The organism is Streptomyces sp. NPDC012637 (genome assembly GCF_042954805.1).
Taxonomy (GTDB): Bacteria; Actinomycetota; Actinomycetes; order Streptomycetales; family Streptomycetaceae; genus Streptomyces.
In genome coordinates this window covers 4,634-19,844 of sequence record NZ_JBIBDS010000012.1, presented here as the reverse complement: position 1 = coordinate 19,844, position 15,211 = coordinate 4,634, and the positions used below count along the sequence as shown (strand labels likewise).

12 protein-coding genes are annotated in these 15,211 nt (G+C 71.1%); 2 read left to right on the top strand and 10 right to left on the bottom strand.

Annotated features, from left to right (window positions below):
- Positions 1–60 precede the first annotated feature (60 nt).
- Positions 61–861, top strand: a complete 801-nt coding sequence (locus ACFY8W_RS35530) for a DNA-formamidopyrimidine glycosylase family protein (RefSeq protein ID WP_391114688.1) — start codon at positions 61–63, stop codon at positions 859–861.
- A 36-nt stretch (positions 862–897) separates the two neighbouring features.
- Complete coding sequence (locus tag ACFY8W_RS35525; RefSeq protein WP_391114685.1) at positions 898–1,662, top strand: SDR family oxidoreductase; 765 nt, start codon at positions 898–900, stop codon at positions 1,660–1,662.
- On the opposite strand, the gene ACFY8W_RS35520 is transcribed toward ACFY8W_RS35525, so the two are convergent.
- From ACFY8W_RS35520 to ACFY8W_RS35475, 10 genes are all read right to left on the bottom strand, one after another.
- Positions 1,610–1,954 carry a hypothetical protein gene (locus ACFY8W_RS35520; protein WP_391114682.1) on the bottom strand — a complete coding sequence of 115 codons (345 nt, stop codon included), beginning with the start codon at positions 1,952–1,954 and terminating at the stop codon, positions 1,610–1,612. The two genes, ACFY8W_RS35525 and ACFY8W_RS35520, sit on opposite strands and share 53 nt — an antisense overlap.
- 107 nt (positions 1,955–2,061) lie before the next feature.
- Entirely contained in the window at positions 2,062–2,532 is a 471-nt protein-coding gene (locus ACFY8W_RS35515) for a ferritin-like domain-containing protein (protein ID WP_391114679.1), read from the bottom strand.
- 181 nt (positions 2,533–2,713) lie between these two features.
- Entirely contained in the window at positions 2,714–3,097 is a 384-nt protein-coding gene (locus ACFY8W_RS35510; RefSeq protein WP_019889909.1) for a helix-turn-helix domain-containing protein, read from the bottom strand.
- A gap of 103 nt (positions 3,098–3,200) precedes the next feature.
- Positions 3,201–3,743 carry a nicotinamide-nucleotide amidohydrolase family protein gene (locus tag ACFY8W_RS35505; RefSeq protein ID WP_391114676.1) on the bottom strand — a complete coding sequence of 181 codons (543 nt, stop codon included), beginning with the start codon at positions 3,741–3,743 and terminating at the stop codon, positions 3,201–3,203.
- Complete coding sequence (pgsA, locus tag ACFY8W_RS35500) at positions 3,740–4,426, bottom strand: CDP-diacylglycerol--glycerol-3-phosphate 3-phosphatidyltransferase (RefSeq protein ID WP_391114673.1); 687 nt, start codon at positions 4,424–4,426, stop codon at positions 3,740–3,742. The genes ACFY8W_RS35505 and pgsA overlap by 4 nt, the downstream gene beginning before the upstream one ends.
- Positions 4,423–5,934 carry a 30S ribosomal protein S12 methylthiotransferase RimO gene (gene rimO, locus ACFY8W_RS35495; RefSeq protein WP_391114670.1) on the bottom strand — a complete coding sequence of 504 codons (1,512 nt, stop codon included), beginning with the start codon at positions 5,932–5,934 and terminating at the stop codon, positions 4,423–4,425. Before rimO ends, pgsA begins: the two co-directional genes overlap by 4 nt.
- A gap of 82 nt (positions 5,935–6,016) precedes the next feature.
- Positions 6,017–6,859 carry a RodZ domain-containing protein gene (locus ACFY8W_RS35490; RefSeq protein WP_391114667.1) on the bottom strand — a complete coding sequence of 281 codons (843 nt, stop codon included), beginning with the start codon at positions 6,857–6,859 and terminating at the stop codon, positions 6,017–6,019.
- Between the two features lie 224 nt (positions 6,860–7,083).
- Positions 7,084–9,906 (bottom strand): DNA translocase FtsK, encoded by a 2,823-nt coding sequence (locus tag ACFY8W_RS35485; RefSeq protein ID WP_391114664.1) that lies wholly within the window; start codon positions 9,904–9,906, stop codon positions 7,084–7,086.
- Positions 9,907–10,033: 127 nt separating this feature from the next.
- Positions 10,034–10,708 carry a response regulator gene (locus ACFY8W_RS35480; RefSeq protein WP_391114661.1) on the bottom strand — a complete coding sequence of 225 codons (675 nt, stop codon included), beginning with the start codon at positions 10,706–10,708 and terminating at the stop codon, positions 10,034–10,036.
- A 290-nt stretch (positions 10,709–10,998) separates the two neighbouring features.
- On the bottom strand, positions 10,999–15,211 hold a 4,213-nt coding region (locus ACFY8W_RS35475), incomplete at its 5' end, for a HAMP domain-containing protein (RefSeq protein WP_391114659.1).

The window sequence follows — 15,211 nt, the reverse complement described above, 5'->3', positions numbered from 1 at the left end:
CCTTGCCGCCGTCGTCGCTCCCAGCCCGCCACAAAGCGCGGGGCGCGGCATCATGGCCCCATGCCCGAAGGAGACACCGTCTGGTACGCGGCGCACCGGTTGGACTCGGCGCTCGCCGGGCGGGTGCTCACGCGCTCCGACCTGCGTGTGCCCCGCTTCGCGACGGCCGATCTCACCGGACGCCGCGTCCTCGACGTCACCCCGCGCGGCAAGCACTTCCTGACCCGGATCGAGGGCGGCCTCACCCTCCACTCGCACCTGCGGATGGACGGTTCGTGGCAGGTCTACGCGGCCGGCGAGCGCCCGCGCGGCGGGCCGGCCCACCAGATCCGGGCGATCCTCGGGAACGCGGAGTTCACGGCGTACGGCTACCGCCTGCCGGTCCTGGAGCTGATCCGTACGGCGGAGGAGTCCAAGGCCGTCGGGCATCTCGGCCCGGATCTGCTCGGGCCCGACTGGGACCCGGCGGAGGCGGTGCGCCGGCTGGCCGCCGATCCCGCGCGCCCGCTCGGCGAGGCCCTGCTCGACCAGCGCAATCTCGCCGGGATCGGCAACGTGTACAAGTCGGAGCTGGCCTTCCTGGCCGGCGTCACTCCCTGGCTGCCGTTCGGCGAGCTCGCCGACGGCGTCCCGGAGCGCCTGGTGGCCACCGCGCACCGGCTCCTGGAGGCGAACAAGGACCGCCCGGACCGGCGGACGACGACGACCCGGCGCGGGGGCGAGCGCCTCTACGTCTACGGCCGCGAGGGCCGCCCCTGCCCGCGCTGCGGCGTCCCGGTCCGCAAGGCGGAGCTGGCCGACCGGGTGACGTACTGGTGCCCGGGCTGCCAGAAGGGACCGCAACAGGAGCCGCCCCACTAATTGACGGACCGTCAGATCCGGTCGTACGGTCCGGACATGGCCCTCACCGCGTACGACCTCACCGGCCGCACCGCGTTCGTCACGGGCGCGGCGAGCGGCATCGGCCGCGCGACCGCGACGCTCCTCGCCGAGGCGGGCGCGACCGTCCACTGCGCGGACCGCGACGAGTCCGGCCTGAAGGAGACCGCGGCCCTGATCGCCCGCCAGGGCGGCACCGCGCACGTCCACCCGCTCGACGTCACCGACCGGGCCGCCCTCGCCGCCGCCGTGCGCGCCGCGGGTCCGCTGCACGCGATGGCGGCGGTCGCCGGGATCATGCACACGAGCACCGTCCTGGAGACCCGCGACGAGGACCTCGACCGGATCCTCTCGGTGAACTTCAAGGGCGTGCTGTACGCCTGCCAGGAGGCGACCCGCTCGATGATCGAGCACGGCATAGCCGGCTCCGTCGTCACCATGGCCTCGGGCGCGATGGACACCGCGAGCCCGGGCCTGCTCTGCTACAGCGTCACCAAGGCGGCCGTCGTCCAGCTGACGAAGACGCTGGCCGCCGAGGCCGGCCGGTACGGCATCCGCGTGAACGCGGTCGCGCCGGGCTGGGTCCGCACGCCCATGACGGACCGCCACGAACCGGCCGCCCAGGAGCAGGCCGAGGCGGCGATGGTGCGCGTGTCACCGCTCGGCCGGGTGGGTGAGCCGGCGGACATCGCCCACGCGGTCCTCCATCTCGCCTCCGACGCCTCGTCGTTCACGACGGGTCAGATCCTCCGCCCCAACGGCGGCGTCGCGATGCCTTGGTGAGCAAGGATCCGACGACCGAGGGCTTGGTGACCGACGGCCGGCCGTCCGGCCGACCACCGGGTCCACCCGGTCCGCCGCGCCTGCCCGGCCCGCCGGACCTCCCCGTAGAGGCGGCCACGTGCACCGGCAACAGGCTCAGCCCCCAGCCGCCCGCGGCCACCGCCCCCTCGACCGGCCCCGTCTCCCCCGGCACCAGCAGCAGGCGCACCACCGCCCACCACCAGAGCCCACCGGCCACCAGTCCGGCCGCGACCAGCGCGAGCGTCACCAGCGGAACCCGTCGCCGTACCATGGCCGCCTCCTCCGGTTGACGCTAGTCCCGCAGGATCACCCGGCGGGAGGGCGCACAAGAGGCAACCCCGGCGCACGGGACGCGTATGGCCATGTGCGACGCCACGATCAGGCGCTCTCCGCCTGGAACATCCACGAATGCTTCTCAAGGTCGGCCGTGAGCCCGATCAGGATGTCCTGGCTCACCGGGTCCGGATCCCCCGTCGCCTCGATCCGCTCGCGCATCCGCGTCACCACCGCCTCCAGGGCGGCCACGAGGATCTCCACGGCCTCCGCGTCCTTGATCCAGCCTTCCGGAACGGTGCCGATCGCACTCGCGGACGCCACGGTCGCGGCGCGCCCGTCCGGGGTCACGCCGATCGCCGAGGCACGCTCGGCCACCGTGTCGGAGTGCAGCCGGGCCGTGGTGACGACCTCGTCGAGCTGGAGATGGACGGAGCGGAAGCGAGGGCCGATGACGTTCCAGTGGACCTGCTTGGCCACCAGGGCGAGGTCGACCAGGTCGACCAGTGCTCCCTGCAGCGCGTTGCCGACCGTCTTCAGGGCGGTCTCGGACAGGGAGCTCTTCACGACGGACATGCGAAATCTCCAAACAGTCGTACGTTCCCCCACCATGGCACGCATCACCCGAATCCGGCATCTCAAACCAAACCGGTCGCCACCCGTGTGCGGGACGAGGAACGAGGCAAGGAAAAAGCCCCGGCGTGCGCCCGTCAGGGCACACACCGGGGCTTCGCCCCACTTCGTTCGTGCTGCTCGGTCAGGCGGCGACGACGTCCACGGCCTCCGCGGGCGCCTTGATGGTCACCCGCTCGGTGGGCACACCGGCCACCGACGTCACCGACACCGAATTGAGCATCGGTCGCACCGGCGCCGGCACCGGTTCGCTCGCCGCTGCCGACTCGGCCAGTTCGGCCAGCGACAGCTCGTCGCTCACTTCACGCATGAGCTCGGACATCCGTACGTCCAGCGCGTCGCAGATCGCGGAGAGCAGCTCGGAGGAAGCCTCCTTCTGCCCCCGCTCCACCTCGGAGAGATAGCCGAGCGAAACTCGGGCGGACGAGGAGACTTCGCGCAGAGTACGGCCCTGGCGCTGGCGCTGCCGACGCAGCACGTCACCCAACAGGCGACGGAGCAGAATCATCGGTGGCTCCCTCCTCGGACCGCGTAGCCTTCACGCCCCACCGTACCGCCTCGCGCCGCGGCCGTGCGGGGAGCGATGTCGTGTTCACTCATGGCTGCAAACATCAATCTCCCCCGTTCTGTTCCGTATCCTGTGCCCGCGCATTTTCCGAGTGTTCGTCGCCGAGCAGTTCACTGAGCAATTCGAGCACGCTCCGTACGCTCTCTCTACGGATTTCCGCTCGATCGCCGTTCAACCGCAACGAGGCCACCTTCCCCGCCCCGGCCGCTCCGGCGGATCCGCCCGCGGGCCCGGCGACGGCCACGTACACCGTCCCGACCGGCTGCCCGTCCTGCGGTTCCGGACCGGCGACACCGGTCGTCGCGATGCCCCAGTCGGCGCCGAGCCCGGCCCGCACACCGGCCGCCATCTGCAGCGCCACCTCCGGGTCGACCGCCCCGCGCTCCGCCAGAAGAGCCCCGTCCACGCCGAGGAGCTGCTCCTTCAGAGGCGTGGCGTAGGCCGTGACGGAGCCGCGGAAGCTCTTGGAGGCGCCGGGCACGGCAGTGAGCTCCGCGGCCACGAGACCGCCCGTCAGGGACTCGGCGACCGCCAGCGTGTGACCACGCAGCGCGAGCAGCCGGAGCACCCTGGCGGCCTCGTTCATCGTCCGTCCGCCTCCGTGCGGTCCGTCCCGGCCGCCGCCGCCCGCTCCTCCGCGAGTCCCTTGCGGCGCAGGACGACCGCCTGTCGCACATAGTCCAGACCGGTGACGACCGTCAGCACGACGGCCACCGCCATCACCCACCAGCGCAGGGTGGCGAGTGGACCGGTGAGCATCAGGACGTACATGCCCACGGCCGTGCCCTGGGCGAGCGTCTTCATCTTGCCGCCGCGGCTGGCCGGGATCACTCCGTGCCGGATCACCCAGAAGCGCATCAGCGTGATGCCGAGCTCACGGGCCAGGATCACGCCCGTCACCCACCACGGCAGGTCGCCCAGCGCGGACAGGCTGATCAGTCCGGCCGCCATGATCGCCTTGTCGGCGATCGGGTCGGCGATCTTCCCGAAGTCCGTGACCAGGTTGTACGTCCTGGCCAGGTGCCCGTCGAAGACGTCCGTGATCATGGCGACGGCGAACGCCGCCCACGCCCAGGCGCGCCAGGCGGGGTCGTGTCCGCCGTCCTGGAGCAGCAGCACCACGAAGGCGGGCACGAGCACCAGCCGGACCATGGTGAGGATGTTCGCGATGTTCCACAGGCTGGCCTGGTTGACGGCCGCAGCGCCCAGCTTGCCGCGCGGCGCCGGCCTACCGGTCCCGCCCGTCGCGGATGCCGGGACTCCGGTCATCTGCCCGCCTCCTCATCAAGACACTCGGCAACGAGGTCGACGCCCTCGGTGGCGACGACCTCGGCCCTGACCATACGGCCCGGGGCCAGGCCGAGGCCCTCGGCCGAGTCCGCGGGGAGGAGCACCTGGCCGTCGGTCTCGGGCGCCTGGTGGGCGGCCCGGCCGATCCAGCCGTCCTCCTCCTCGTCGAAGGACTCGACCAGTACTTCCAGGGTCTCGCCGATCCGCTCCTCCGCGCGCTGGGCGGTGAGCTCCTCGGCGAGCCGGGACAGGTGGGCGAGGCGCTCGTCGACGACGTCCTGGCCGAGCTTGTGCTCGTAGCCGGCCGCCTCGGTGCCGTCCTCGTCGGAGTAGCCGAAGACGCCGATGGCGTCGAGGCGGGCGTGCGTGACGAAGCGTTCCAGCTCGGCGAAGTCCGCCTCGGTCTCGCCGGGGAAGCCGACGATGAAGTTGGAGCGGGCACCGGCGGTCGGGGCCTTGGAGCGGATGGTGTCCAGGAGCTCCAGGAAGCGGTCGGTGTCGCCGAAGCGGCGCATCGCCCGCAGCACGTCGGGCGCGCTGTGCTGGAAGGACAGGTCGAAGTACGGCACGACCTTCTCGGTGGAGGTGAGCACGTCGATCAGGCCGGGGCGCATCTCGGCGGGCTGCAGGTAGCTGACGCGGACCCGCTCGATGCCGTCGACGGCGGCGAGCTCGGGCAGCAGGCTCTCCAGGAGACGGATGTCGCCGAGGTCCTTGCCGTACGAGGTGTTGTTCTCGGAGACCAGCATGACCTCCTTCACGCCCTGCTCGGCGAGCCAGCGGGTCTCGTTCAGCACGTCCGAGGGGCGGCGCGAGACGAAGGAGCCGCGGAAGGACGGGATGGCGCAGAAGGAGCAGCGCCGGTCGCAGCCGGAGGCCAGCTTCACGGAGGCGACGGGGCTGGTGTCCAGACGGCGGCGCAGGGGCGCGCGCGGCCCGGAGGCGGGCGCGAGGCCGTCGGGGAGGTCGGCCGGCACGTTCTCGGGCGCCTCAGGGGCCTCCGTGACGGCCACGGAGCCGTGCCCGGGCAGTGCCACCGACGCGGCGGCCTGCTGGCGCTCCACGGGCGACAGCGGCAGCAGCTTGCGCCGGTCACGCGGGGCGTGCGCCTCGACGCTGCCGCCGCTGAGGATGGTCTGGAGGCGGCCGGAGATGTCGGCGTAGTCGTCGAAGCCGAGCACGCCGTCGGCTTCGGGCAGGGCGTCGGCCAGCTCCTTGCCGTAGCGCTCGGCCATGCAGCCGACGGCCACGACGGCCTGGGTGCGGCCGTGATCCTTCAGATCGTTGGCCTCGAGGAGGGCGTCGACGGAGTCCTTCTTGGCGGCTTCGACGAATCCGCAGGTGTTGACGACGGCGACGTCTGCGTCCTCGGCGTTCTCGACGAGCTCCCAGCCGTCCGCTGCCAAGCGGCCTGCGAGCTCCTCCGAGTCCACCTCATTACGGGCGCAGCCGAGAGTGACAAGGGCGACGGTACGGCGTTCGGGCATGGACTCAAGACTACTTCGTCCCGGCCGTACCTCCGTCGCGCAGGGTTCACCTGCGCGACGGGCGTCACATGGGGGGCGGGACTCAGCCGGCCTGCGGGTCGCCCTTGGTGTAGGACAGGCGCTCGACCTGGCCGGACTCGAACGAGTCCTCGATCTTCTTGCCGTTGACGTAGAGCTCGATCGGTCCGGCGTTGCCGAGGATCAGATCGACGCGCTCGTCGTCCTGGAAGGTCTTGGACTCGCCCTTCAGGAGGAGCCCGTCGAAGAGCAGCTTGCCGTCGGCGCCCTTGGCCGAGATCCAGCTCTTGTCGTCGGTCGCGGTGAGCCTGACCGTGACCTTGTCCTGCGGGACCGCTGCGATGGCGCTCTCGGAGGGCACGGGCTTGGGCGGGGCCGGCTTGACCGGCTTGGGCTTGGCGGGGGCGGTGGTGGTCTTGGTCGCCGGGGCGGGGCCCTCGGCGGACGCGCCGGCGCCGCCGGTGCTGTCGGTCCCGTTGAACATCGTGAAGCCGACGAAGCCGACCACGGCGACGATCGCCGCGACCATGGCGGCGGTCCAGTTGGGACGGCGGGGTTCGGGACGGATCCGCTCCGCCTCGAACAGCGGGGCGGCGGGGGTCGGCGCGGGACGGCCGCCGTGCCCGGCGTCGTACTGCTCGATCAGCGGTGCCGGATCGAGCCCCACGGCGCGCGCGAGCGTGCGGATGTGCCCGCGGGCGTAGACGTCGCCGCCGCAGCGCGAGAAGTCGTCCTCCTCGATCGCGTGCACGATCGGGACGCGCACCCGGGTGGAGGCGCTGACCTCTTCGACGGTGAGACCGGCGGCGACACGGGCCTGCTGGAGGGCACGACCGATCGAATCCCGGTCATCTGCCGGGAAGTTCCGGTCGTCCTCGGGGGATTCGGGGGAGTTGCCGATGGACACGAGAGCGCCTTTCGAGCGTGTAGCCACCTGCTGGATGTTCAGTCTATGGGTGGTACGAAAGGGTGGGGCAACCGGGCGGGCGTCGTTTGTACGCCATGAGGCTGGGACAAGGTTCCGTCCCTCCCTCCAACTTGACGTACGCCCAAGGGAAACGGTTGCCCACCTTCCCTTACGAGTGAGTCTCGGCCCGGTCTCGTTACGGCCGCTCCGTCACTCCGGCCCGGTCAGGCCCCACCGTCCCCGCGGATCACGGCGAGCACCGCGTCCAGCTCGTCCGGCTTGACCAGCACGTCACGCGCCTTGGAGCCCTCGCTCGGCCCGACGATGTTCCGCGACTCCATCAGGTCCATGAGCCGGCCGGCCTTGGCGAAGCCCACGCGCAGCTTGCGCTGGAGCATCGAGGTGGAGCCGAACTGGGTCGAGACGACCAGCTCGGCGGCCTGGCACAGCAGGTCGAGGTCGTCGCCGATCTCCTCGTCGATCTCCTTCTTCTGCTTGGTGCCCACGGTGACGTCGTCCCGGAAGACGGGCGCCATCTGGTCCTTGCAGTGCTGGACGACGCTGGCGACCTCGTGCTCGGTGACGAAGGCGCCCTGCATGCGGACCGGCTTGTTCGCGCCCATCGGCAGGAACAGCCCGTCACCCTTGCCGATCAGCTTCTCGGCGCCGGGCTGGTCGAGGATGACGCGGCTGTCGGCGAGCGAGGAGGTGGCGAAGGCGAGCCGGGACGGCACGTTCGCCTTGATCAGACCGGTGACGACGTCCACGGAGGGCCGCTGGGTGGCGAGCACCAGGTGGATGCCGGCGGCGCGGGCCAACTGGGTGATGCGCACGATCGCGTCCTCGACGTCCCTCGGCGCGACCATCATCAGGTCGGCGAGCTCGTCGACGATCACCAGCAGGTACGGGTAGGTCTTGAGCTCGCGCTCGCTGCCCGGCGGCAGCTGCACCTTGCCGTCCCGGATCGCCTGGTTGAAGTCGTCGATGTGCCGGAAGCCGAACGCCGCGAGGTCGTCGTAGCGCAGGTCCATCTCGCGCACCACCCACTGCAGGGCTTCGGCGGCCCTCTTGGGGTTGGTGATGATCGGGGTGATCAGGTGCGGGATGCCCTCGTATGCGGTGAGCTCGACCCGCTTGGGGTCGACGAGCACCATCCGGACGTCCTCCGGGGTCGCTCTTATCATCACCGAGGTGATCAGGCAGTTGATGCAGGACGACTTGCCGGAGCCGGTGGCCCCGGCGACGAGGATGTGCGGCATCTTCGCGAGGTTGGCCATCACGTAGCCGCCCTCGACGTCCTTGCCGAGCGCCACCAGCATCGGATGGTCGTCCTCCGCCGCCTCCGCGAGGCGCAGCACGTCGCCGAGGTTGACCATCTCGCGGTCGGTGTTCGGGATCTCGATGCCGACCGCGGACTTGCCCGGGATCGGCGAGATGATCCGCACGTCGGGGCTGGCCACGGCGTACGCGATGTTCTTGGTGAGCGTGGTGATCTTCTCGACCTTGACGGCCGGACCGAGCTCGACCTCGTACCGGGTGACCGTCGGGCCGCGGGTGAAGCCGGTGACGGCCGCGTCGACCTTGAACTCGGCGAAGACGTTGGTGAGCGACTCCACGATGGCGTCGTTGGCGGCGCTGCGGGTCTTGCCGGGGCCGCCGCGCTCCAGGAGGTCCATGGAGGGCAGGGAGTACGTGATGTCGCCGGCGAGCTGGAGCTGCTCGGCCCGGGCCGGCAGGTCGGTCGGCTCGGGCGCCGGCTTCGTCAGGTCGGGCACCGTCCCGCCCGTCCGGTCCTTCGCGGCGCCCCGCGCGGTCGGCACGGGAGCGGCGGACCTCGCTTCCTCGACGTCGCCCTCGGCGGCCGTGGCGGCGTCCGCGGCGTACGCCGCCACGGCGGCGGCCCGCTCGGCGGTGACGTCTCGCGTCAGATCGGCGACCAGCGGGGACGGCGGCATCCCGTTGAGGACGGCGCCGTCCAGCGCGGCGGCCGCGGCCGCGGCCACGTCGACCGGGTCGAGGCCCGTGGTGTCGAAGGCGGACACGGGCGGCGTACGGCGCCGGCCGCGCCGCTCCAGTGCCACGGCCTCCGCGCGGTCGGGGTCGTACTCGCCGGAACCGGGCGCGCGCCGGCGCGCGGGCCGGGCGGCCCGGGGCGCGTCGTCACGCCAGTCGTCGCCGTACTCCCCGTGCCCGCCGGTCTCCTCCGCCGGGTACTCCGGCTCGACGAGACCGAGGCGGGCACCGAGGGCGCGCAGCCGCTGCGGAATGGCGTTGACCGGCGTGGCGGTGACCACGAGCAGACCGAAGACCGTGAGCAGCACCAGCAGGGGCACCGCCAGGACCTCGCCCATCATGAAGACCAGCGGCTTGGACGCGGCCCAGCCGATGAGCCCGCCGGCGTCCTGCATGGCCTCGGTGCCGTCGCCGCGACCGGGTGAGCCGCACGCGATGTGGACCTGCCCGAGCACGCCGATGACCAGGGCGGACAGACCGATGACGATACGGCCGTTGGCCTCCGGCTTCTCCGGGTAGAGGATCAGCCGCACGCCGATCGCGCCGAGCAGCAGCGGGACCAGCAGGTCGAGCCGCCCGAAGGCGCCGGTGACCAGCATCTCCACCAGGTCGCCGACGGGACCGCGCAGATGGGACCAGGTGCCGGCGGCGACGATCAGGGCGACGCCGAGCAGCAGCAGCGCGAGGCCGTCCTTGCGGTGCGCCGGGTCGAGGCCCTTGGCGCCCCGCCCTATCCCCCGGAACATCGCGCCCACGGCGTGCGCGAGCCCGAGCCAGACCCCGCGCACCAGCCGGTACACGCCACCGGTCGGCGACGGTGCCGGGCGCGGCGGGGCCTTCTTCGCGGCCGTCTTGCGCGCGGGCGCGCGCTTGGCGGGCGCGGCCTTCTTCGCGGGCGCCTTCTTCGCGGGGGGCTTGGCGGGCGACTTGGCGGCCACCGCCTTCTTCGCGGTACCGCTCGTACGGCCGGCGGCTCGCGGCTTCGCGGTGCCCGCCGTGCCCTGGGAACCCTTGCCGGACGTACGTGAGGCCATGGTGCTGAGGTTACCTGCGCAACCGGCCGGGGAAACAGCGCTCCCTGCGCTCACCCGTTCGTGTCGTTCCTGTCAGCGCGGGAAACTGACGCCCGCTCACGGCGGGCGCCGATCCGATGACGGTGCGTCAGCTCTGCGAGGGCAGGGTGGGCGCGCTGCCCGTACCCGGCTCGAGCGCGTCGAGCGCGCGGCGCAGGCCGGTGAGCTTGCGCTCCAGGTGCGCGGCCGTGGCGACGGCCGCGGCGTCCGCGGAGTCGTCGTCGAGCTGCTTGGAGAGCGCCTCGGCCTGCTCCTCGACCGCGGCGAGCCGGGCCGACAGCTCGGCGAGCAGGCCCGCCGACTCCTTGGTCTGGCCGTTCGGGCCGCCGCCCTCCAGCTGGAGCCGGAGCAGCGCGGCCTGCTCGCGGAGCTGGCAGTTCTTCATGTACAGCTCGACGAACACGGAGACCTTGGCGCGCAGCACCCACGGGTCGAAGGGCTTGGAGATGTAGTCGACCGCGCCCGCCGCGTACCCGCGGAAGGTGTGGTGCGGGCCGTGGTTGATGGCGGTGAGGAAGATGATCGGGATGTCCCGGGTCCGCTCGCGCCGCTTGATGTGCGCGGCCGTCTCGAAGCCGTCCATGCCGGGCATCTGGACGTCCAGCAGAATGACCGCGAAGTCGTCGGTCAGCAGCGCCTTGAGCGCTTCCTCCCCGGACGATGCCCGCACCAGTGTCTGATCGAGCGCGGAGAGAATGGCCTCCAGCGCCAGCAGATTCTCCGGCCGGTCATCGACCAGGAGGATCTTGGCCTTCTGCACCATGCCCCGTCCTCCTCGCCCCGGCACTGGCTCCATCCGGCTCTGCGTGCCGGGGGAAGCACCGGGCGCCGCCCCAGAAGACGACTCCCATGCGCCGTCCGTCCTTGTGCCGGTCATCGTAGCCGCACCCCGCCCGTCGCCACACCCTGTCACCGCATTGTCACGGAGCACGTAAGGGAGTGCCCGTACACCGAACGCGGTGGGAGACCAGAAGGTTCCCCGTCCGGCGGGCGCTCACACCCGTGTGGCGACGGCCGGTCAGGGGCCCGGCCCGAGGGCCGGACCCCGGGGCTCTAGCGCCCCTCCCCCCGCATCCACTGCTCCATCACCGTCAGCAGGTAGTCCGGGTCGACCGGCTTGGTCACGTAGTCCGAAGCTCCGGACTCGATGGCCTTCTCCCGGTCCCCCTTCATCGCCTTGGCCGTCAGCGCGATGATCGGCAGCCCCGCGAACTGCGGCATCCGCCGGATCGCGGTGGTCGTCGCGTATCCGTCCATCTCGGGCATCATGATGTCCATCAGCACCACCGAGACGTCCTCGTGCTGCTCCAGGACCTCGATGCCCTCGCGGCCGTTCTCCGCGTACAGCACCGCTAGACCGTGCTGCTCCAGGACGCTGGTGAGCGCGAACACGTTGCGGATGTCGTCGTCGACGATGAGCACCTTCTCACCCGCGAACGTGAACACCGGCCGCGGCTCGGGCTCCGGACGCTCCTCCTCCGCCGCCTGGTCGTCCTTGCCGGGCTGCCCCGGCACCTGCGGCCACTGCTCCACCGTCTTGCGCCGGTGCCGGAACAGCGCCCCGGCCCCCGACCTGGCCTCGGTGTGCGCCGGTGCGGGCGCGAAGTGCACCAGGCCCTCGGCGGTCCCCGGCTCGACGCCGAGCCGGCCCTCCGGGTCCAGCTGGTCAGGCCCCTGCCCGGCCGACGCCGGCTCGACCGGGCTCAGCGGCAGGTACAGGGTGAAGGTCGAGCCGCGGCCCGGCTCGCTCGCCGCGTAGATCTCGCCGCCGAGCAGCCGCGCGATCTCCCGGCTGATCGACAGCCCCAGGCCCGTACCGCCGTACTTCCGGCTGGTCGTGCCGTCGGCCTGCTTGAACGCCTCGAAGATCACCCGCATCTTCCCGGCCGCGATGCCGATGCCCGTGTCCGTCACGGAGAACGCGATCATGTCGGCCTCCGGGTCGCGCAGCGTCCCCGCCTCGAGGAGCTGCTCCCGGATCGACTGCGGAACGTCCGCGCCGGCCGGGCGGATCACCAGCTCCACGGCCCCGGTGTCGGTGAACTTCACCGCGTTCGACAGCAGGTTGCGCAGCACCTGCAGGAGCCGCTGCTCGTCCGTGTGCAGCGTGGCGGGCAGCTCCGGCGAGACCCGCACCGAGAAGTCGAGGCCCTTCTCCGCGGTCAGCGGCCGGAAGGTGGCCTCCACGTAGTCCACGAGCTGAACCAGCGCGATCCGCGTCGGCGAGACGTCCATCTTGCCCGCCTCGACCTTCGACAGGTCGAGGATGTCGTTGATCAGCTGGAGCAGGTCGGAGCCCGCGCCGTGGATGGTCTCGGCGAACTCGACCTGCTTCGGCGTCAGGTTCGCGTCCGCGTTGTCCGCGAGCAGCTTCGCCAGGATCAGCAGCGAGTTGAGCGGCGTGCGCAGCTCGTGCGACATGTTCGCCAGGAACTCGGACTTGTAGCGCATGGAGACCGCGAGCTGTTCGGCACGCTCCTCCAGGACCTGCCGGGCCTCCTCGATCTCGGTGTTCTTCACCTCGATGTCCCGGTTCTGCCGGGCAAGGAGTTCGGCCTTGTCCTCCAGCTCCGCGTTGGAGTTCTGCAGCTCCTTCTGCCGGTGCTCCAGCTCCGCCGACCGCTCCCGCAGCTGCTCGGTGAGCTCCTGCGACTGCTGGAGCAGCACCTCGGTACGGGTGTTGACGCTGATGGTGTTGACCGTCGTCGCGATCAGCTCGGCGATCTGGTTGAGGAAGTCCCGCTGGATCTGGGTGAACGGCTGGAAGGAGGCCAGTTCGATCACGCCGAGCACCCGGCCCTCGAACAGCACCGGCAGCACGATCACATGGGCCGGGGCGGCCTCGCCCAGACCCGACGAGATCTTCAGATAGCCCGGCGGCACGTTGACCTGGATGGTCCGCTTCTCCTCGGCCGCCGTCCCGATCAGGGTCTCGCCCGGCCGGAAGGAGGTCGGCATGGAGCCGGCGGAGTAGCCGTAACTGCCGCGCATCCGCAGCTCGTACGAGCCCTCGCCCTCCCCGACCGACTCGGCGTCGTTGGCGCTCGCGCCGGTCGGCATCGCCACGAAGAACGCGCCGTGCTGCGCCGACACCACCGGCGTCAGCTCGCTCATGATGAGCGAGGCGACGTCCTCCAGGTCCCGGCGGCCCTGCATCAGACCGGAGATACGGGCCAGGTTGCCCTTCAGCCAGTCCTGCTCCTCGTTGGCGAGGGTGGTGTCGCGCAGGTTGGCGATCATCGTGTTGATGTTGTCCTGGAGCGCCTGGATCTCGCCGGCCGCGTCCACGCCGTCGATCTTCAGGTTGAGGTCGCCGCGGGTCACCGCGGTGGCGACGGCCGCGATGGCGCGCACCTGCCGGGTCAGGTTCCCGGCCATCTCGTTCACCGACTCCGTCAGGTCCCGCCAGGTGCCGTCCACGTCACGCACCCGGGCCTGACCGCCCAGCTGCCCGTCGGTGCCCACCTCGCGGGCCACTCGCGTGACCTCCTCCGCGAAGTTCGACAGCTGGTCGACCATCGTGTTGATGGTGTTCTTCAGCTCCAGGATCTCGCCCTGGGCGTCGATGTCGATCTTCTTGGTGAGGTCGCCCTTGGCGATGGCGGTGGTGACGGCGGCGATCTGGCGCACCTGACCGGTCAGGTTGGACGCCATCGAGTTCACCGACTCGGTCAGGTCCTTCCAGGTGCCCGAGACGCCCGGAACGCGGGCCTGGCCGCCCAGTTCGCCCTCGGTGCCCACCTCGCGGGCCACCCGGGTCACCTCGTCGGCGAACGAGGACAGGGTCGTCACCATGGTGTTCACGGTGTCGGCGAGCTCGGCGACCTCGCCGCGCGCCTCGACCGTGACCTTCTTCGTCAGGTCGCCGTTGGCGACGGCCGCGGACACCCGGGAGATGTTCCGCACCTGGCTGGTCAGGTTGTTGGCCATCAGGTTGACGTTGTCGCTCAGGTCCTTCCAGATGCCGGTCACGCCGCGCACCCGCGCCTGGCCGCCCAGGATGCCCTCGGTGCCCACCTCGCGGGCCACCCGGGTCACCTCGTCGGCGAAGTTCGACAGCTGGTCGACCATGGTGTTGACGGTCGTGACCAGCTCCAGGATCTCGCCCTTGGCGTCGACGGTGATCTTCTTCGACAGGTCGCCCTTGGCGACCGCGGTGGTGACCTCGGCGATGTTACGGACCTGGAAGGTCAGGTTGTTCGCCATCATGTTCACCGACTGGGTGAGGTCCTTCCAGGTGCCGGAGACACCCTGCACCTCGGCCTGGCCGCCCAGGATGCCCTCCGTGCCCACCTCGCGGGCCACCCGGGTCACCTGGTCGGCGAAGCTGGACAGCTGGTCCACCATCGTGTTGAGGGTGTTCTTCAGCTCCAGGATCTCGCCGCGCGCGTCCACGTCGATCTTCTGCGACAGGTCACCCCGCGCCACCGCCGTCGCGACCTGCGCGATGTTGCGCACCTGGGCGGTCAGGTTCCCGGCCATGCCGTTCACCGAGTCCGTCAGGTCGCGCCACACACCGGCCACGCCCGGCACCACGGCCTGACCGCCGAGGCGCCCGTCGGTGCCCACCTCGCGGGCCACCCGCGTCACCTGGTCCGCGAACGCGGACAGCTGGTCGACCATCGTGTTGATGGTGTTCTTCAGCTCCAGGATCTCGCCGCGCGCGTCCACGTCGATCTTCTGCGACAGGTCACCCCGCGCCACCGCCGTCGTCACCTGGGCGATCTGCCGCACCTGCGAGGTCAGGTTGCCGGCCATGAAGTTCACCGAGTCGGTGAGCTCCCGCCAGCGCCCCGACACACCGTCCACCCGGGCCTGGCCGCCGAGCCGGCCCTCCGTGCCCACGTCCCTGGCCATCCGCGTCACCTGGTCGGCGAACGAGGACAGCTGCGACACCATCGTGTTGACGGTGTTCTTCAGCTCCAGCATCTCGCCGGCCACGTCCACCGTGACCTTCTGCGACAGATCACCGTTGGCCACCGCCGTCGTCACCTGCGCGATGTCCCGCACCTGGCCGGTGAGGTTGCGGAACGCCGTGTTCACCGAGTCGGTGAGGTCCTTCCACGTACCCGCGGCGCCCGGCACCTGCGCCTGACCGCCGAGCCGGCCCTCGACGCCGACCTCCCGCGCCACGCGGGTCACCTCGGAACCGAACGCGGACAGCTGGTCCACCATCGTGTTGACGGTGTTCTTCAGCTCCAGCATCTCGCCGGCCACGTCCACCGTGACCTTCTGCGACAGATCACCGTTGGCCACCGCCGTCGTG